Here is an 18,433-nt window from a genome sequence, read left to right as displayed (position 1 = left end):
TTAGCGATTGTGTCGGGAGGGAGTCGGAATAACGTGTCCCTTCCGGCAGTAAACGCAATAATAAGATTTGTATCAACCGGCACCATAATGGTGCTGGAAGTCACGCCTCACTAAAACCAGTATGGACTAAATGGCGTGCGAATGTGCAAGGTGCACGTCCATGCTGAAAAGGGCGTGCACCAAATGCAAAAGCGGGTCTTTAAAAACCTTTAGGCATCCGCTGCGTTGGAGTAATCAATAACGGAGTACTCCTGCAGCTTGGCCAGCTTGTGTACGGAATCGATGTAGCGGATGGTGCCGGACTTGGAGCGCATAACCAGGGAACGGGTAGTGGCGCCGTTTGCACGGTAGGAAACACCGCGCAGCATGTCACCGTTGGTAACGCCGGTAGCAGCGAAGTAGCAGTTATCGGAGGAAACCAGATCGTCGGTGCCCAGAACGCGGTCCAAGTCGTGGCCAGCCTGGCGAGCTTTTTCGGCTTCTTCCTCGTCCTTCGGCCATAGCTTGCCCTGGATTTCGCCGCCCATGCACTTCATGGCGCAAGCGGTGATGATGCCCTCAGGGGTGCCGCCGATGCCCATCATCATGTCGATGGAGTTGGAATCTTGGCAGGTAGCGATTGCGCCTGCGACGTCGCCGTCCATGATGAGGCGAACCTTTGCGCCGGCAGCGCGGATCTGATCGATAAGGTCCTGGTGGCGCGGGCGGTCCAGTACAACGACGGTGAGGTCGGCAGCCTTGATGCCGAGCTTCTTAGCGACGGAGTTGATGTTCCACTCAACGGACTGGTTGATGTCGATTGCGCCGACGCCAGCTGGGCCGACAGCAATCTTGTTCATGTAGAAGACGGCGGACGGGTCATACATGGTGCCACGCTCTGCGGCAGCGATGACGGAAATAGCGTTCGGACGGCCCTCTGCCATCAGGCGGGTGCCGTCGACCGGGTCAACTGCGATGTCCATTGCAGCGCCCTCGCCGGTGCCCACTTCTTCGCCGTTGAACAGCATCGGGGCTTCGTCCTTTTCGCCCTCGCCGATGACCACAACGCCGTTCATTGCGACGGAGTTGATGAGCTTGCGCATTGCATCCACAGCTGCGCCGTCGCCCTCATTCTTCTTGCCACGGCCTACCCAGCGGCCGGAGGCCAAAGCTGCGGCCTCAGTGACGCGAACCAGCTCCATAGCGAGGTTGCGATCTGGCATGTAAGAAGTGTTTTCGGACATGTGTTTAGGCTGCCTTCCATTCTTTTTCTGTCTCGCCGCTGGAACCTTCCAGGGCACTGTTTCCTATTCTTGCACTTTTGAATGGATTTTTAGACAGGTTGGTGCCCCCGATTGAGGGCTTTGCCCGATCCCGGGGGCAGTGAAGTAGAAAATTCGCAGCATAAGAATTTGAGTTCGCCCCGGCTTTTCGTTGTGCGCTTGGGTACGTGGAATACTGGACGCGTGGCAGCAGAAGAGAAACCCAAGATTTTTGAGGGCGCCCGGGACATTATTTTGTCTCTCGGCGTGACCGTCATCGCCATGCTCCTTGTTGTGGGAGCTACCGGCTTGTGTAGCGTGAACCCGGAGACAAAGAAGGGGCCTGTCCAGGATGTCGATGCCACGACGTTCCTAGAGATGGAAGCACGCGCTACGGGGGCAGTAATCCGTAACCCACAGATGCCCGAAGGCTGGGCGCCTACTGCCGCGCGTCGCTCCGCTGTGGCGGGGGAGAACGCCTCCGTGGTGAGCTGGCTGACTGCTGATGAAGGCTATGTGGAGTCTACGCAGACCCAAGTCTCTATTGAAGAGGCGGAGAAAGGCTATGACTCCAACTACCGTGCCAACGAATCCGAGCGTGAGGTGGCCGGCAAGAAGGTCAAGATCCTAGAAAGCGACGACGCTAATGTTCGGCCACTATGGATCACAGATTTAGGCGACTCCCGCTTGGTATTGTCCGGCTCCGCCTCTGAAGCGGATTACGAGACCACCATCGAGGCATTCGCCAAGGCGCCGGTTCTGCACGTGAATGACGACGGGGCAGCCGAGGCTGGTGCGCAGGAGGACGGTGCTTCAGCACCGACCTCGCAGCAGCCTTAGCTGAAGGTGGCTGAGTAAAGGCCGTCTGCAAACTCGACCTGGACACCCTCGCCCGCGGTTTCTACCGTTTGGGCGAGGGTTTCTTCGTCTAGGCCGCTCAGGCGCTGCTTAGCAACGTAGACGTCGACTCGTTCGCGCTTGGAGTTCTGCGGGTAGATTTTTACCTCGCGGAGCCGGCCTTCTTTAAAGCACAGCACGATGGAGCCAGAGTAATAGGAGATCTCATCAGTGCTTGCCGTATGCGGCGTGCCGAAAAACTCCTCTGCAAGATGGCGTGGATCGCCAAAGAGCAGGGAACCGGCAGAGCCGGACTTTGATACGAAGTCCACGCGCTCACCTGGGTAGCCGTAAATCTGCATTAGTACTCTCCTTCGTTGGATGATGCGTTTTCTGCGTCTGTGGCATCTTCGGAGTTATCGGCACTATCTAGTGCCTTCTCGACACGACGCGCAGCGCCGTCAAGGTGGGCCTCACAGGCCTTTGCCAGCGCTTCACCGCGCTCCCAGTACTTCAGCGACTCGTCGAGGCCCATCTGGCCGAGCTCAAGAATCTTGACGGTTTCAATGAGCTCATCGCGAGCCTGCTCGTAGGTAAGTTCCTCTACTGGCGGGAATGCGTCTTGGCCGGGAGTACCGGTACCGATTGTCTCGTTCATGTCTGCTCCTTTAGTTAAGTCTTTGGCTTCGGGTCTATATTTTTCAGTGCTTTAGCGCTGAATGATTACTGAAGTTTGTTAGTCGGCTGGTTTGGCCGCCATTGCCGCTGCGGTAATCGAGCCATCACCGACGCGGATACGCAACTGCGAGCCGGGTGGTGATTGCTCGTAGGAAGTCACAACCTCTGGGCCCGAGCCATCACGCGGCACGACTTGGACGATGGCATAGCCGCGTTCCAAGGTGGCCGACGGGCCGAGAGCCGAGACCTGTGCGCGCAGGGCAGTGACCTTGTTCCTTTCTCGCTCGAGCAAGTAGGTGACCTCGCGCTTCATCAACGCGCGGGAGCGCTCAAGCTCATCACGGCGTGCGTTGATCGGCGTCATTGGATCAGCAAGCACGGGGCGTGAACGAATATTTTCCAGCCCGCGCCTTTCCCTTTCGACCCAACCACGCAGTGCAGCTGCCATGCGGGAACGCGCTTCATCCACCAATGCGTATTCCTCAGCAACTGATGGCACTACTCGTTTTGCGGCGTCAGTAGGAGTGGCGGCGCGGAGGTCTGCAATATTGTCGAGCACTGGATTGTCTGGCTCATGGCCAATAGCAGAGACCACCGGAGTGCGTGCGCTGGCAACTGCGCGCTGTAGAGCCTCTTCGGAGAAAGGAAGAAGGTCTTCGACAGAACCGCCGCCACGGGCGATAATGATGACGTCTACTTCTGGATCCTCATCGAGGGTTTCCAACGCGTTGATAACCTCTGGAACGGTGTTCGCTCCCTGCACCGCGGTATTAATGACGCGGAATTGCACCGCCGGCCAACGGTCCTTTGCCACGGCTAGCACGTCACGTTCAGCAGCAGAGCCGCGGCCGGTGATAAGCCCTACCTTGTTGGGTAGGTAGGGCAGCGCCAACTTGCGCGAAGGATCGAAGAGCCCTTCAGCAGCAAGCTGTTGGCGCAGCATCTCAATGCGTGCTAGCAAATCACCGACGCCGACGTGGCGAATCTCAGTGGTCCACAATGAAAAGGAACCGCGGCCGGCATAAAAGGCGGGCTTGCCGTAGACCACCACGCGATCGCCGTCTTTTAAAGGCGTGGGCATTTTCAAGACCATGTCAGTAGGGCACGTTAGCTGCACGGACTTTTCCTGCTCGACGTCGCGCAAAGTGAGGTAGGAAAGTCTCCATGAGCGCTTGACGTTGATCTGGGTTAATTGGCCTTCGACCCACAAGAACCCGAGACGCTCGATCCAACCCTTGACCTGGTCATTGACCCGGCCTACGGGCCAGGGCGTCTCCGCAGAGTTTGCTGGTTGATTCACAAAGCAGCCTTTCTATGCAGCAGTGGATTGCCACTTAAGTCTATTGTCCAGCCCGGACATGTGGTCTTCGGAGGCAGCCAGCTTGGGCAAATTTAAAGGTCAGCGGGCCAGAGAAAGTTCGAGCGAAGTCACATTGCTGTCCACGTCAGAAATAGGCCACCTATTGCCTTTGCAAAGCGACCCAATCTACTGTTTCAAAGCAGTTTTAGATACGCTGGAACGCATGACTGAGACTGGCAAGAATGTTCTCCTGGCAGCACCGCGCGGTTATTGTGCCGGTGTCGATCGCGCAGTTGAGACCGTGGAGAAGGCACTTGAAAAGTACGGCGCACCGATTTATGTGCGCAAGCAGATTGTCCACAACCGCTACGTCGTGGAATCGCTAGCTGAGCGCGGCGTCATCTTCGTCGAGGAAGCATCCGAAGCGCCCGAGGGCGCGCACCTTGTCTTCTCCGCACACGGTATCGCCCCGGCGGTGCGTGAGGAGGCTGAAGGCCGCAAGCAGCTGACCCTTGATGCAACTTGCCCGCTGGTGACCAAGGTGCATAACGAGGCGCGCCGTTTCCAGCGAGATGGCTACCACATCTTGTTGGTGGGCCACGAAGGTCACGAAGAGGTCGAAGGCACCGCCGGCGAGGCTCCTGAGGTCACGCACTTGGTGGATGGCATCGAGGGCGTCGACAAGCTGCCTGAGTCCCTGCAAGATGAAAAGCTCATCTGGCTATCCCAGACCACCCTCTCGGTGGATGAGACCATCACTATTGTGAATAAGCTGCGCGAGCGCTTCCCGCACCTCGAGAATCCGCCTTCAGACGACATCTGCTACGCCACCCAGAACCGCCAGGAGTCGGTGAAGAATATTGCTCCGAAATGCGATTTGATGATTGTGGTGGGCTCGAAGAATTCCTCGAACTCCGTGCGCCTAGTTGAGGTGGCGCTAGAGGCAGGGGCCAAGGCTTCCCACCTCATCGACTTCGCCCGTGAGATCGATGAGGCGTGGCTCGAAGGCGTCGAGACCGTCGGCGTTACCTGTGGCGCTTCTGTACCTGAGCTGCTCGTGCGCGAGGTGCTCGAATTCCTCGACGAGCGTGGTTACAGCAACGTTGAGCAAGTTACCACTTCCACCGAGACTATCCAGTTCTCCCTGCCACGAGAGCTGCGTCCGGCGCGCACGTCGCAGGCCCCAAAGGCTTAAGGGTGCCCTCCTAAGCCACAGCAAAAGAAAAGCACTCAGAGCAGTAAATGGCTGCCCTGGGTGTTTTATTGATAGCTAATATTCGAGCTGGTTTGCGCGGTGAACTAGTCTTCGTCGTAGAGATTGTCTTCCAAGAACGAGGACTTTGGCTTTGCCTTGGACGCCTTAGGCTTGGTGGTTTCGGTTTCGCGGGATTCACCTGCATCGCCAGCACGGCGTGCGGGGTCGGGGCGGCGCGGTGCGAAGTCGGAATCGTCGTACTCCGCGGAGCTAGCTGTGGTACCCCGCTCGCGGGCCTCACGTGCCTCGCGGTAGGAGCGTGCTTGAGCCACGCGCTCGTCGTGTGCGCGCTTGAGCTCCTCACTGCTTGAGCGGCTCTTTTCCACGCGCTCTCGGGCTTGCTGCTCGCGTTCTTCAGCCTGGCGGCGGCGACGAACCTCACGGTCCAACTCGCGGGCACGGGTACGGCGGCGCGGCGAACTCTGGGGAAGTGCTTCACCTGAGCCTTCTGCATCACGGCGGTTACGAGCTATAAGCTCGGCAACGGAAAGACGCTCGTTGGTAGTGCGCTCATTGGTTTTTTGCTCCGCGCGACGGGCAACCTGTGCCTTGGCGTCGCGGGTTCGAGCCAAGTTCTTGTGTCGCCATAGACGGACTACGGCAAGAGCGGCGCACAACAAAAATACGATGAGCAACCAGGGGAAACGCTGGATAAAAGGGAACGCTGCGGAAAGCAGTGACGTGTTCGAGAACGGCGATGTGCCTTTTGGCGCGGCTTGAATGGACAGCACCCAGGAGGTCAACACAATCGCGACCGTAAACAGAACTGGAATGCTGACAACTAGGAGGTACAAGCTGCGCAGGCGGGCGAAGCAGGTGACTGCCAGCGCACCGGCCGCGGAGATGATGAAGAATAGCCAACCAATCGAACCCACGGCAATCGTGATCAGTGCGGCTACGACGAACGTGGCTACTAGGCCAAGGAGACCCTTGGCTAGCGGCAGCTCATGCGCAGCGGCGGAGGTTTCACGCGCGGCTCGGTGGTTTCGATTTTTGGCAAGTGACACGCCGGAAGATTCTACAGCGTTGGCTGGGCTTATCGGTATTTCTTCGCCCGAATGTGGCGAAATTTATTTCCGTGAAGGAGGTAAATGCAGCTATTCCCCAAAGCGTAGGTGCCGCGGTTCTGCCTCGATGGGGTGCGGGGAGACCGGTTTTTTATCGGTGCGTGCTGGGATCTCCAGCTCGTAGAGCCTGCGTGCAGTAACCCCCACTCGTAAATCCAAGGAGCCGAGACTGGAGTTGAATGCTTCGACTGCTTTTTCAAGGCTGCGACCGACTTTCTCATAGTGCTCGTTGAGAGTGCCTAGCCGCGCATAGAGCTCGCGGCCAAGACGTTGCACCTCGCGTGCCTTCTCTGAAATGTCTTCGTGCCGCCATCCCAGCGCCACAGTGCGCAGGAGCGCAAAAAGTGTGCTTGGCGTGGCGATGACGATGTTGCGCCCGAAGGCGAACTCGAGCAGCTCAGGATCGATGCTCAATGCGGCGTCTAGGAACGGATCCGCCGGGACGAAGAGCACTACGAACTCAGGAGTGGGAGAGAAGGCCTCAATGTAATCGCGATGGGAGAGCGCTTGAACATGGTTGCGTAACAGGTGTGCGTGCCGGCGGAGGTAACCTGCGTGCTCCTCTGGATCTTCGGTGTCCATTGCGTCCAAATAAGAAGAAAACGGCACTTTGGCATCGACAGCGATGTTGCGCCCACCCGCTAGATGCACTACGAGGTCGGGGCGTACGGATTTTCCGTTGAGTGTTGCTGTTACCTGGGAATCGAAATCCACGTGTTTGGTCATGCCGCCGATTTCCACGACGCGTTCTAGTTGCATCTCGCCCCAGCGGCCGCGGACGTTTGGGGAACGCAGAGCGCCCACGAGCTTGTCAGTGCGATCTGTCAGCCTGGATGAAGTCCGGGTAACAGCCTGGACTTGGCTCGATAATGCTGCTAGGGCAGTGGCGCGGTCTTCCTCTAATTCCTGCAGTTTGAATCCCAAGCGGTCCATAGCTTTCTCTAAAGGCGCAAGCTCCGCTTGCCGGCGTTGCGATTCCTGTAGCGCGCGATGCTCATCGCTGGGGCGCGCGGAATTACTGCGGTATTCGCGCAGCAGCCAGCCCAAAATGGCGCCGATGAAAAGACCTAGAAATAACAAAAGCACGGGCAAGGTGGTAGACATAGCCACCACCTAAGCGCGTGCTCCGGACGTTGCCGTTTGTCTTGGCCTAATCTTCGCGGCGTGGATGCAACAGATGTTCGACGCGCGACATAGCCTTTTGCACGCCACCTCGAACAACGCGCATCTGCGTGCCGCGGGAAGCAGGTGCTTCTCCCTCGCCCTTACCAGTAGGGCGGGCATCCATATCGACCGCGGCGTCGAGGTGCGGACTATTGCCGTGATTAGCAACATCGGCAGGGACGGCCTCCGGGGCGGCGTGGTCCGGCATCGCCAACCAGGCCTCCCGCTTATGATCGCCCTGCTCTTGGGTATAGCGGCCAATGAGGAAGCCTGCCACCGTGGCAAAATGCATATCCTCTGCGGTTTTCTCGCCAGACTGCAGCATCATCATGTCCTGGAAGTAGCGATACGCCACAGCGAACATCGCGGCCGCTGGCACAGCCAAGAACGCACCCACGAGGTTAAAGAGAGCAGAGCCCACAGTGACGGAAGTCAGCACAACGACGGGGTGCAGGTTCATCGCCTTAGATTGCAACCAGGGGGAGAGCACGTTGCCCTCAAGCTGCTGGACCAAAAGCACGAGCGCCAAGACCAACAGTGCTTTGGTGATTCCCAGGGAGACCAAGGCGATGGTCACCGAAAGCGCGCCGGCGACGATAGCGCCAACAAAGGGGATAAAGCCCGCAACGAAGGTGATGATGGCCAGCGTTAGTGCCAGCGGGACCCCGATGATGGCCAGGCCAATGCCGATGAAGATGGCGTCGACTAGCGATACGAGCGCCTGGGCACGCACGAAACCGCCCAGTGTGTTCCAGCCTCGGGTGAGCAGTTCCGTCAAATGCCAACCGGTGCGCCGGCCCGTGGCTTCGCGCAGCCATGGCAGGAAGCGGTGACCGTCCTTCAGGAAGAAGAAGGTCAAGACCAAAACCACCATCAAGGTCACGATGATGTTGGTTGCCTGCCCAATACCGTTGAACACGGATCCTGCAATGGTGCCGGCCTGCTTTTGTGCCCAGGCGGCGATCTCATCGATGTAGGTGCCGATCTGATCCTCATTGAGATTCAGCGGCGGCTGCTGGACCCATAGGCGCAGTGCCTGAATGCCGTTGGCTGTTTGCAAATAAAGCGTTTGGGATTGCCGAACGAAATTCGGCGCGATGAAAAGAAACAGCGCGCCCAGTGCGCTGAAGGAAACCAAGATCGTCAACGCCGCTGCTAGCGAACTTGGCACATGGTGGCGGCGTAGCCACCGGGTGATCGGAGCCAAAACTGTGCAGATGATGAGAGCCAACAGGATAGGCAGGATGCCGCGCCAGAGGTTGCCGGCGATGCGGAAGAGCGCATAAAGGAAAAGACAAATGACGAACAGGCGCAGTGCCCATAGGGAAGCAGACTTAATTACCTCGCCGACTACAACGGAACGGTCGACTTGGTCTCCGGGTGGGTGAGGGGAGACGTCGTCAAGCGCTGCGGCATCAACAGACTCGTCAAAACGATCGCCGAGCCCAGCGTGGTCCGGATCCGAGTGGTGACCGGATGGCGGCGTGGATGATGAGGAAGGCGAATGAGAACTCACCCCACCATCTTGCCTTAAAAAACCTTGGGTGCGTTAGGATTGCCCCTGTGAGTCTTACACTTGGAATCGTCGGCCTGCCTAACGTTGGCAAGTCCACGCTGTTTAATGCCCTGACCCGTTCTGACATTCTGGCAGCGAACTACCCGTTCGCCACCATCGAGCCGAACGTCGGCCTCGTTGAGTTACCGGATCACCGCCTTAACCGCTTGGCGGAGATCTTTAGCTCCGAGCGCATCCTGCCGGCGACCGTGTCCTTCGTGGACATCGCCGGAATCGTCGAAGGCGCATCCAAGGGTGAAGGCATGGGTAACGCCTTCCTTGCCAACATCCGTGAGGCAGATGCTATCTGCCAGGTCGTGCGCGCCTTTGCCGATGACAATGTCATTCACGTCGATGGCAAGGTCGATCCTGCCCACGATATTTCCGTGATTAACACCGAGCTCATCCTGGCGGATCTGCAGACCATTGAAAAAGCCCTGCCGCGCCTGGAGAAGGAAGCGCGCAAGAACAAGGAGCTGGCTGAGACCGTCGAGGCCACCAAGAAGGCACAGGAAATCCTGGAGGATGACCGCACGCTCTTCGCCGCTTCCAAGAATGGCGAGATCGACCTCGCACTGGTTCGTGAGCTTCACTTGATGACGGCGAAGCCGTTCCTGTACGTGTTCAACTCCGACGAAGCAGTGCTTACCGACGACGCGAAGAAGGCCGAGCTCGCCGAGCTCGTCGCCCCAGCAGAGTGCGTCTTCCTCGATGCACAGACTGAGACCGAGCTGCTTGAGCTCGACGAGGAAGAGGCAATGGAACTGCTCGAGTCCGTCGGCCAGACCGAGCCTGGCCTGGCAACTCTGGCTAAAGCAGGTTTTGCCACCCTCGGCCTGCAGACCTACCTGACCGCAGGCCCGAAGGAAGCGCGTGCCTGGACCATCAAACAGGGCGCGGCAGCTCCTGCCGCAGCAGGCGTCATCCACACCGACTTTGAAAAGAAGTTCATTAAGGCTGAGATCGTCTCCTTCGATGACCTGGATGCCGCCGGCGATATGGCCACTGCCCGTGCTGAGGGCAAGGTCCGTCAAGAAGGCAAGGAATACATCATGCAGGACGGCGACGTCTGCGACTTCAAGATTGGCGGCTAGCGCTCGCCTGAGATTAAAGCTGTAGTCTCAGCATTGCTTGAGCCGCCGAGTTGTTGGCAACTTGGCGGCTTGCTAACCTAAAACCTCCTGAAGGGGAGTAGCTCCTCCGCGGCCTCCCATGGCGGCGGATGGATGGTCGACATACTGGTGCCTTTGCGCCCGGCCACCCAGCTTGCGAAATTCGTGAGTGAGCGAGACCTTCGGTCCGTAGTTCCTACGTCGACCGATTGTCCCCGTTGTTGGATGCTCGGTTGGCGCCAAACTAACCGAAGGTATCTGTATGGCACTTCCTTCCGAGCAGCTCCTGCTTGAGCGTTTCATGAAGCTGTCCATCGCGACGGCTGTTCTCACCATTGTCTTAAAGGTCCTTGCGGCCATGCTTACTGGCTCCGTCGGCTTCCTGTCTGACGCTTTGGAATCCGGAGTCAACCTCGTTGCTGCAGTAGTGGGCTTCATCGCCCTTCGCATTGCTGCGAAGCCGGCTGACGCGAACCACCAATTCGGCCACGGCAAGGCCGAATATGTTTCCGCGTTGGTAGAGGGCGCGATGATCTTCGTCGCCGCAGCACTCATCATTTATACCTCTGCATTGCGCTTGCTCAACCCCCAGCCTTTGGAACAGCCAGGCATTGGTCTGGCGCTTTCGACGCTCGCTTCGGTCCTTAATCTGGCTGTCGGTCTGGCGTTGCTGAAAGCGGGCAAGAAATATCGTTCGGCAACGCTTCAAGCTGACGGCCATCACTTGCTGACTGACGTGTGGACTTCTGTTGGCGTCCTCGTGGGCATCGCGCTGGTTGCCCTGACGGACTGGCTGTGGCTCGATCCGATGGTCGCTTTTGCAGTGGGCATCAACATCCTGTGGACCGGTTACAGGCTGCTCAAAGAATCCTTGAGCAGCCTGCTTTCCGAGTCCTTGCCCAAGGAAGAGCACGCTGAGCTTGATGCGCGACTTGCTGAGCTTGAGGATGAATTCGACGTGTTGTTCACGTCCCGTCGTACCATCGCATCGGGCCGCCAGCGCTTGGTCTATCTCACCATGGACGTGCCTGGCGAGTGGACAGTTCTTGCGGCCCACGACATCGCGGATCGCATCGAGGACAACATCGACGAGCTTTTCTCAGGCGCCGAAGTGTTCATCCACGTCGAGCCCGCCGGCACGGTGCATCGCCGCATCTTGCGCATGCCTTAAGCGGGTTCACGCAGGCTAGCCACGGCCATACCGTTTTCCATCACCCACGGCCAGCTAAGCCCGTTCTTGGTGAGAATATCTGGGCGTAGTTCATCGGGCAGAATCCACTCCTTGTTGGCGTAGCCCAACAAGTATTCGTCGAAGGCGGGAAGCTCGAGCCGCAGCGCCAATGCGACCGAGATTTCCTCTGCGGTCACGTCCTGCTGCCATGGGCTGAGCCAGAAGGTTTCGCCCTTGTGCTCAGCCCGCACCAATCCGGAGTTTTCGAGGGCCTTGGCTGCTTGGCCTTTGGCGAGCATGGTCCACCAAGCTAGGTCGGCGGCACTCACCGGACCATGTCCACTGACGTAGCGCAGTGCTAGCTCGCGGAGCGGCTCCTCCGGTTGACGTTGCTCGACGGGGAGGACATCGACGTGCATGAACGTTTCTTGCTTGCCGTGCTTCGGTCCTTGGACGAGGTCGCCCGCGCCACCGAATGCGCGCAGCAGGTGCGATCCACGGCCGCCATCCGGAGCGATGCCAACTGACCGGAAGATCTCGTAGGCCTCGGCGCGGGTCAGAGTCGGCGTCGTGCTTTTTAGGGCGGCGTCGTGAAGTGCGGCGTGTGCGCGGTTAAACAGGTCTTCGTCGAGGCCCAACCCTGGGCGTCGGGCTTGCTGGCTGCGCGCGACACGGGGATAGAGCAGGCGGGACATCCAACGCACGTCGGCAGCAGGCATGAAGTGGACCGTGCCGCGCTGCGGCCAACAGCGCACGACCTGGAACTCATCGATGGCGTTGAGCACTGCGGCATCGTCTGGCGCTGCGGATCCTTGGGTGCTGCGCAGGGCCAGCGCGCGCACGCCCGCGGCATAGTTCTGCCCTTGGACTGCCATGAGGTGTTCGGCCGCAGCCAGCGGTGAAGTGGTGGCTGGGCGCGCCGCCGAAGGGGCCAGGCCTTGGGCGATGAGGCGGCGGGCGCGAAGTTCAGGCAGCGTTAGATGGAGCATTGCTTAAACTTTATTCGGACTTTCTTTATGCTGCTACAAGCGCAGCGCCTTCATGGCCGCCATGCCCGTGGTGATGAGCTTCTGGAAGCGCTGCGGCGGCAGTAGCTCCGAGGGCGCCAGCGGGTGCAGCTTTTGCTCGGCTACGGTGCGCTTATTTGCCCACAAGCGCATGCCGGTAATACCGTGGCGGTGATTGAGGCCGGACTCCTTTACGCCGCCACCTGGGGCGGCAATAGAACCATATGCTGCGGCAAAGCCCTCGTTGATATTGACCATGCCCGCTTCTAGCTGGGAAGCAACCTCCCAGCCGTGGCGGGGGCTGCCCGACCACACTGAGGCGCATAGGCCGTAGTTCGTGTCATTTGCTGCGTGGATGGCAGCAGCATCAGAATCGACCTCGTACACAGCCAACACTGGGCCGAAGGTCTCGTTAGCGAAGAGCTCCATTTCCTGCGTTACCCCAGTGAGCACCGTGGGCTCAAAGAAAAACGGACCGAGTTCCGGGCGATGCTTTCCGCCGTAGACAATCGTTGCGCCCTTGTCCACAGCGTCGCGCACATGAGCTTGGACGGAGTCGAGCTGCTTTTGCGAAGTCAGGGAGCCGATAGTTGCGGCATCGGAGAACGCTGCGCCCAGAGTCTGTTTATCGAGGGCCTTTTTAAGCGCAACGAGGAAGTCCTTATAAATGTCCGTGTGCACGTAGGCACGTTCGGCGGACATACACAGTTGGCCCGAGGACGAGAAGGCAGTGCGCACGGCGCCGCGAGCGGTGGGCTCAAGGGGGGCGTCGTCAAGCACCAGCATTGGATTCTTACCTCCGAGCTCCAACATTGTGGGGATGAGACGTCCGGCCGCCTGGGTGGCAATGGACTTGCCCACCTTGGTGGAACCGGTAAAGGAAAGACCGTCGACGAGGGGGATCAAGGCGTCGCCCACCTCCGCGCCGTTGCCTGGTACTAGCTGCCAGGCAGCCTCTGGTAGGCCGGCTTCAATCGCCAGCCGGCGGACCAAGATTGCCGTCAGCGTGGTCTGGGAATCAGGCTTGTGAACCACAGAGTTGCCAGCAGAAAGCGCCGCCAGAACGTCGCCCACGCCCAAGGAAAGCGGATAGTTCCACGGGGAGATGAGCCCCACGACGCCCAGTGGGTAGTGCTGGGTGCGCGTCTTGGTGAGCACCGGCAACGCGCCGGGATGTCGCTCCGGACCAAAGGCCTTGCGTATGTTCACGCCATAAAAGCGCGCGCAGTTATAGAGATCCATCACCTCGTCGTAGGCGTGCGAGCGGGACTTGCCGTTCTCAGCCTGAATGAGGTCGAGGATGAGCTCTTCATGTTTCCGGATTAGGTCGTGGAGCTTGAGCAGTATGCGCCCGCGATTGCCCTGGCCTACCCCGGCCCGTGCGGTGGTGACGGCAGCGGCGACGTCCTTGGGCGTGGCCGTGGGGAAGGAGAAAAGCTCTTCGCCTGTAAACGGCATGAGTGCTGTGTGTTGAGCGCCGGAACCACGCACGTCGCCTACCGGGTTGGTGGCCAGGAAATCAGAGACGCGCGGCGGGAGATGAGCACTAGTGAAGGTTTTCATGGAGTCTATAGTGCCAGAAATTGATTGTGATATGTATCGCAATCATGGTGCGAGTGTGAGTAGCATTACTTTATGGCAACGCTTTCAAAAATTCCGAGCCCGCAGCTCCGGGAAACTATCGCGCCACTCGTCAGGGCCGGCGAGGCGGCTGCCCCTCTTGGTGTCATTGACATTGCCGCTTTCGACTTCAACGCGGAACAAATGGTGACGCGTGCGGGTGGGCTTCCCATCTGCGTGGCGTCAAAGTCGGACCGCGGCGCTCACTCATCCGCACTCCCGCGAAGTCGACCACTGGCGGATGGACCTGAAGCGGTGCGAGAGATCCGACGTTTAATTGATGCACAGGGCTGGCAGATTGCTTTCCCGCTGGAGCTACGCACCACGGCATCTGACGACGTCGCGCTGTCTACCGCCAACGGCCGCGAGTCGATGTACATCGCGTTCCACGTCCCGCGTTTCAAAAACCCATACGAATACATGCCAAAGGTGGAACCCATTCTGAAGGCTGCCGGCGGCCGCCCACACTGGGGCAAGATGAACACCTTGACGCGGGCAGACTTCTCCGCGCTGTATCCGCGCTTCGACGAGTTCTGTGCCCTGCGTGAGGAACTGGACCCGCAGTGGCGCTTTGGTTCTGATTACACGCGGAGGGTCTTCGGTTAGGGCGTAGTTGTCTCCGTAAATGAAAATGATTATCATTTGCGGAATGACTACACCCGTGACTGTTCTTTCTGGATTCCTGGGCAGCGGCAAAACCACCGTGCTCAATCACCTGCTGGCTAACCGACAAGGCCGCAAGCTAGCCGTCATCGTCAACGACTTCTCCGAGGTCAACATCGATGCGGCGCTCGTTGCAGGGGAGGGCCACCTCGAACGCGGCGAAGATCGTTTCGTGGAGCTGTCCAACGGCTGCATCTGTTGCACCCTGCGTGAGGACCTCATCGACTCGGTTGCGCGCCTTGCAAGGTCAGGCAGATATGACCAGATCATCATTGAGTCGACCGGCATCTCCGAGCCGATGCCGGTTGCCGCCACTTTCGAGTGGGAATTTGAAGACGGATTCAAGCTGCAGGACTACGCGAACATCGACACGATGGTCTCCCTCGTCGACGCTTCGACCTTCTTAGACCAGCTACGTCGCGGCCGCAGCCTTGTCTCACAGGGAATCGAAGCGACTCCGGAAGATGACCGGACCATCGCGGACCTTTTAGTGGACCAGGTTGAGTTCGCCGACCTTATCTTGATTACCAAGACCGATCTCGTCGACGCGGAGGAGACCGAGCGGGTCATCGCTACCGTCAAGGCTATGAACCGCCGCGCCAAGGTGGTGCCGGTGACCAACGGCGTCATCGCCACCGAGCTCATCCTCGATGCCGCCCTTTATAACCCCGCTACCGCCGCGACCTATCACGGCTATGCTGAGGAACTGGCCAATCCACACACACCGGAGACTGAGGAGTACGGGATTTCTTCCGTCGTCTTTCGCTCCGATAGGCCGTTCAATCGTGAGCGACTGCTCAAGGCGCTGCGCGTGAGTACCGGGTTGGTCCGCTCCAAGGGGTATTGCTGGATCGACACGGATCTGCGCGTTGCCCACGCTTGGCAGCAGGCAGGCCCCAACCTCCAGATCCAGCCGGCCTCACTGTGGGCCTCCAACGGAGTGACGCCGGGCTCTGAGGTCGTGCTCATCGGTGTGGAGTTCAATGCGGAGGAGACGCTGCGCAACTTCGAGGACGCAGTGCTTTCCGACGCCGAGGTAGCCGCTCTGCTGCCCAGCTAGTGCCATGCGCCGATTAAGGGTCTGATACCGTTTTAGGGTTCGTTTTAACTCCATATGCGTCAAGAAGGTGTTTCCTACGTCCGCTGAGCAGAAACTCATCACCCCAACATTCGTCTTTGCATGGCTGGTTAATTTTGCCCAATTCATGGTCTTTTACCTGTTGGTGACGATCATGGCTTTGTATGCGGTGCAACAGTTTGGTGCATCAGACACAGCGGGCGGCTTTGCCTCCAGCTCCTTCGTGGTCGGTGCGACCATTGCGCGACTGTTCTCGGGATATCTGGTAGATGCGGCAGGACGTAAAAAGTCCCTCTTGGTCTCGTTGGTTCTCGTGACCGTGGCATGTGCCGCGTATTTTGTTGCGCACTCGTTGGCGCTGCTTATCGTCGTGCGCATCATTCATGGCCTGGGGTATGCGGTGGCGTCGACTGCCGTCATGGCCGTGGCGCAGTCCGTCATTCCTGACCATCGCCGTGCTGAGGGCACGGGCTACTTTGCCTTGGGAACTACCCTTGCCACCGCTTTTGGCCCGGCGGCAGGACTGGCTATCGTCGGTGCGAGTGGCTACAACACCATCTTCGTTGTGGTGCTCAGCCTCGCGGTATGTGCCGTGGCTTTGGCACTGGCACTCAAGACTCCCACGCAGGAGCGCCCTAGCGTGACCTTTAGCCTGGCCAACATCGTCCACCCGGCGGTCGCACCCTTTGGCTTCTTCATGCTTCTCATCGGCGTTGCTTATGCAGGCATCATCACGTACCTCAACGCTTATGCTGACGCGTCCGACCTGGCGACGGGCGCCAGCTTCTTCTTCATTGCCTATGCGATTGTCAGCCTCGCGATGCGCTTTGTCTTGGGCCGTGTCCAAGACCGCCACGGCGATAACGTCATCTTCTACGGTGCGCTCGCTTCGTTCATGATTGGTCTCGTGGTGCTTGCTATCGCAGTAGCTGACTGGGAGGTCGTCATCGCGGGTGCTTTGGTTGGCTTGGGCTATGGCTCCATCATGCCGGCGGCGCAAGCGGTGGCCGTGCGCCTCGTGGCTCCGCACGAGATGGGCGCGGGTATTTCGACGCTCTTCTTACTCCTCGACATCGGAATAGGCTTTGGCCCCGTGGTCTTGGGCATGCTGATTTCTGCGCTGGGCTACTCCGCTATGTATTGGGTGCTTGCCGCAACCGTGGCCTTGGCGACGGTGCTGTACTACTTCGTGCATGGTCGGCGCGCATACGGCGAAACAGTGCACGTTACGGCTGCCACTGCTTAGCTCTTCGGTCTGCGGCTGGTGCAACACAGCCATTTCTTAGCGCTTTGTGCAGCGTGAAACTTCAGTGCGGAAACTCCTCAGGCGGACGTCACAGTAGTTATTTACACTAGGCGGCACATGGTCAACGACTTTGTAGTTATACGCGACAGGAGACTGCCATGGAAAAGCCCGATACTTTCAATTTCGCCCCGCTGGTCGGAGTGGCGCTAGCAAAGCCGCGTCCGCTCCGGCTCAAGATTCGCAGCCGCAAAAAGCTACCGCATCTGGAGGCGCATACCCTCGACATCGCGCCTTTCGAGGGAGCACAATTGCAGATGACGATGAGAGAGCTCATCGACTTCGCTCCTGCCGAACATGGCATCATCATCGATGGCAAGAGCCTTTCCGCGCAAGAGGTGGATGAGCTGCGTCCCCAAGCCCGCACTCAACTCGAATCCGCGCGTCAGTGGGCCGAAGAAAAATACAGCGTTGCTCCTGCCGCGCCTGTTAACGGCCAAGAGGGGCCTTACTACGGCACCATCGACGCCGACCTGCCAGAGTTCGTACTGCGTGCATGCGGCGAAATCTACGAGGTCAGCGGGGAACTGCCAGCAGACAAGCGTGCCGAATTCTTGGATGCCCGCTATTGCAAAGACGATCCCCGTGGAGCGTGGCTCTCGCTGCACGGTAAGCCAGGACCTAACGGTTTTGTCCTCACACCTAACTTTGCTTACCGCCCGGCGTGGTCGGTACAACCTAGCCCGCAGCAGTGGGCGGCCGACATAGAGACTTTCCCGCGCACCGCGGAATGGATTCCCGATTGGCTCGTGATTCAACTCCAGGAGGCACAGTAATGACTTTCGTTGACACTATCGACTGGGCGAGCCATGACCCGGAAGCCGTATTCTTTGATGCATCGCGTGTCCGTGACACTGCCGAAAGAGTTGAGGCTCTCACGGCGATGCTTGAGTTCGGTTGGGCACCGCCAACCAAGCTGCTGCCGGAGCTGGCGGACAACCCAGAGCTCTGCGCGCAGGACGCCCCAGTCATCGAAAAGCTCATCGCTGCAGGCGCCGATCCCAACGCTGTCAATCGCTTTGGCGAAACCGTCTGGGTTCATTTGGTTCACTCTTTAGCGTCGGATGAGGAGCAGTGGCCGGTGTACCAAGCGTTGCTGACTGCTGAGCCGGACCTTCAGATCAGCGCACGGAGCCTGTTCAATCCACTGCTCAACAAGCGCCACTTTGGCCTCCTAGCCTTGTTGCGCCCTTATCTTCCTGCACAATCGATCAGCGTTCCAGTCGATCCCGCGACTTTGTGAGCCTGCAGCGTCGCTGCTGTCTTCGCGGCAGTTGCAGCCCTTCTCGTTCTTGTCTGGATGCTTGCCCGCACAATCGGGGCACGTTCGTGGATGCCGGAGTTGGTGCTGCGTAAGCTTGCACCTATAGAACGCAACGCGT

18 protein-coding genes are annotated in these 18,433 nt (G+C 58.9%); 9 read left to right on the top strand and 9 right to left on the bottom strand.

The window, feature by feature from the left end; all coding sequences use genetic code 11:
* Window positions 1-209: 209 nt before the first annotated feature.
* On the bottom strand, window positions 210-1,223 hold the full coding sequence (gene glpX / locus HMPREF2724_RS00510) for a class II fructose-bisphosphatase (protein ID WP_061921624.1): 1,014 nt from the start codon (window positions 1,221-1,223) through the stop codon (window positions 210-212).
* A 222-nt stretch (window positions 1,224-1,445) separates the two neighbouring features.
* Between glpX and HMPREF2724_RS00505 the strand changes: the two genes are divergently transcribed.
* The gene (locus HMPREF2724_RS00505) at window positions 1,446-2,081 is read left to right on the top strand and encodes a DUF4245 domain-containing protein (protein WP_070456251.1); all 636 of its coding nucleotides are present in this window, start codon (window positions 1,446-1,448) and stop codon (window positions 2,079-2,081) included.
* Here the strand turns inward: HMPREF2724_RS00505 and HMPREF2724_RS00500 are convergent.
* The 3 genes from HMPREF2724_RS00500 to xseA form a co-directional block, all read right to left on the bottom strand.
* Entirely contained in the window at window positions 2,078-2,440 is a 363-nt protein-coding gene (locus HMPREF2724_RS00500) for a hypothetical protein (RefSeq protein ID WP_061921631.1), read from the bottom strand. The two genes, HMPREF2724_RS00505 and HMPREF2724_RS00500, sit on opposite strands and share 4 nt — an antisense overlap.
* On the bottom strand, window positions 2,440-2,736 hold the full coding sequence (locus HMPREF2724_RS00495) for an exodeoxyribonuclease VII small subunit (RefSeq protein WP_061921633.1): 297 nt from the start codon (window positions 2,734-2,736) through the stop codon (window positions 2,440-2,442). The genes HMPREF2724_RS00500 and HMPREF2724_RS00495 overlap by 1 nt, the downstream gene beginning before the upstream one ends.
* Window positions 2,737-2,814: 78 nt before the next feature.
* A complete protein-coding gene (gene xseA / locus HMPREF2724_RS00490; RefSeq protein ID WP_070456250.1) occupies window positions 2,815-4,056 on the bottom strand; it encodes an exodeoxyribonuclease VII large subunit in 1,242 nt (413 codons plus the stop codon).
* A 223-nt stretch (window positions 4,057-4,279) separates the two neighbouring features.
* On the opposite strand from xseA, the gene HMPREF2724_RS00485 reads away from it, so the two are divergent.
* Window positions 4,280-5,251 carry a 4-hydroxy-3-methylbut-2-enyl diphosphate reductase gene (locus HMPREF2724_RS00485; RefSeq protein ID WP_070456248.1) on the top strand — a complete coding sequence of 324 codons (972 nt, stop codon included), beginning with the start codon at window positions 4,280-4,282 and terminating at the stop codon, window positions 5,249-5,251.
* A gap of 104 nt (window positions 5,252-5,355) precedes the next feature.
* On the opposite strand, the gene HMPREF2724_RS00480 is transcribed toward HMPREF2724_RS00485, so the two are convergent.
* From HMPREF2724_RS00480 to HMPREF2724_RS00470, 3 genes are all read right to left on the bottom strand, one after another.
* Window positions 5,356-6,318 (bottom strand): DUF6542 domain-containing protein, encoded by a 963-nt coding sequence (locus HMPREF2724_RS00480; protein ID WP_070456246.1) that lies wholly within the window; start codon window positions 6,316-6,318, stop codon window positions 5,356-5,358.
* Between the two features lie 90 nt (window positions 6,319-6,408).
* On the bottom strand, window positions 6,409-7,482 hold the full coding sequence (locus tag HMPREF2724_RS00475; RefSeq protein ID WP_061921645.1) for a DNA recombination protein RmuC: 1,074 nt from the start codon (window positions 7,480-7,482) through the stop codon (window positions 6,409-6,411).
* Window positions 7,483-7,528: 46 nt separating this feature from the next.
* Window positions 7,529-9,058 (bottom strand): AI-2E family transporter, encoded by a 1,530-nt coding sequence (locus HMPREF2724_RS00470; RefSeq protein WP_062041368.1) that lies wholly within the window; start codon window positions 9,056-9,058, stop codon window positions 7,529-7,531.
* A gap of 47 nt (window positions 9,059-9,105) precedes the next feature.
* On the opposite strand from HMPREF2724_RS00470, the gene ychF reads away from it, so the two are divergent.
* Window positions 9,106-10,191, top strand: coding sequence for a redox-regulated ATPase YchF (gene ychF, locus HMPREF2724_RS00465; protein ID WP_061921651.1), 1,086 nt, complete (start codon window positions 9,106-9,108; stop codon window positions 10,189-10,191).
* Between the two features lie 280 nt (window positions 10,192-10,471).
* Window positions 10,472-11,380: a cation diffusion facilitator family transporter gene (locus HMPREF2724_RS00460; protein WP_070586692.1), complete on the top strand. Its 909-nt coding sequence runs from the start codon at window positions 10,472-10,474 to the stop codon at window positions 11,378-11,380.
* Here the strand turns inward: HMPREF2724_RS00460 and HMPREF2724_RS00455 are convergent.
* Complete coding sequence (locus tag HMPREF2724_RS00455; RefSeq protein WP_070586691.1) at window positions 11,377-12,369, bottom strand: winged helix DNA-binding domain-containing protein; 993 nt, start codon at window positions 12,367-12,369, stop codon at window positions 11,377-11,379. The two genes, HMPREF2724_RS00460 and HMPREF2724_RS00455, sit on opposite strands and share 4 nt — an antisense overlap.
* A 33-nt stretch (window positions 12,370-12,402) precedes the next feature.
* Window positions 12,403-13,950 carry a succinic semialdehyde dehydrogenase gene (locus HMPREF2724_RS00450; RefSeq protein ID WP_070586689.1) on the bottom strand — a complete coding sequence of 516 codons (1,548 nt, stop codon included), beginning with the start codon at window positions 13,948-13,950 and terminating at the stop codon, window positions 12,403-12,405.
* A gap of 72 nt (window positions 13,951-14,022) precedes the next feature.
* On the opposite strand from HMPREF2724_RS00450, the gene HMPREF2724_RS13025 reads away from it, so the two are divergent.
* The 5 genes from HMPREF2724_RS13025 (at window position 14,023) to HMPREF2724_RS00425 (ending at window position 18,294) form a co-directional block, all read left to right on the top strand.
* On the top strand, window positions 14,023-14,613 hold the full coding sequence (locus HMPREF2724_RS13025) for a D-arabinono-1,4-lactone oxidase (RefSeq protein ID WP_070586687.1): 591 nt from the start codon (window positions 14,023-14,025) through the stop codon (window positions 14,611-14,613).
* Between the two features lie 43 nt (window positions 14,614-14,656).
* On the top strand, window positions 14,657-15,730 hold the full coding sequence (locus HMPREF2724_RS00440; RefSeq protein ID WP_061921885.1) for a GTP-binding protein: 1,074 nt from the start codon (window positions 14,657-14,659) through the stop codon (window positions 15,728-15,730).
* Between the two features lie 67 nt (window positions 15,731-15,797).
* Window positions 15,798-16,994, top strand: a complete 1,197-nt coding sequence (locus HMPREF2724_RS00435) for an MFS transporter (RefSeq protein ID WP_082778583.1) — start codon at window positions 15,798-15,800, stop codon at window positions 16,992-16,994.
* Between the two features lie 158 nt (window positions 16,995-17,152).
* A complete protein-coding gene (locus HMPREF2724_RS00430) occupies window positions 17,153-17,827 on the top strand; it encodes a hypothetical protein (protein ID WP_061921668.1) in 675 nt (224 codons plus the stop codon).
* Window positions 17,827-18,294 (top strand): hypothetical protein, encoded by a 468-nt coding sequence (locus HMPREF2724_RS00425; RefSeq protein ID WP_061921672.1) that lies wholly within the window; start codon window positions 17,827-17,829, stop codon window positions 18,292-18,294. The genes HMPREF2724_RS00430 and HMPREF2724_RS00425 overlap by 1 nt, the downstream gene beginning before the upstream one ends.
* Window positions 18,295-18,433 lie beyond the last annotated feature (139 nt).

This window comes from Corynebacterium sp. HMSC071F07, from assembly GCF_001810285.1.
Lineage (GTDB): Bacteria > Actinomycetota > Actinomycetes > Mycobacteriales > Mycobacteriaceae > Corynebacterium > Corynebacterium simulans.
Note: the sequence above shows the minus strand (reverse complement) of the source record. Positions and strands in the feature narration are given on the sequence as shown.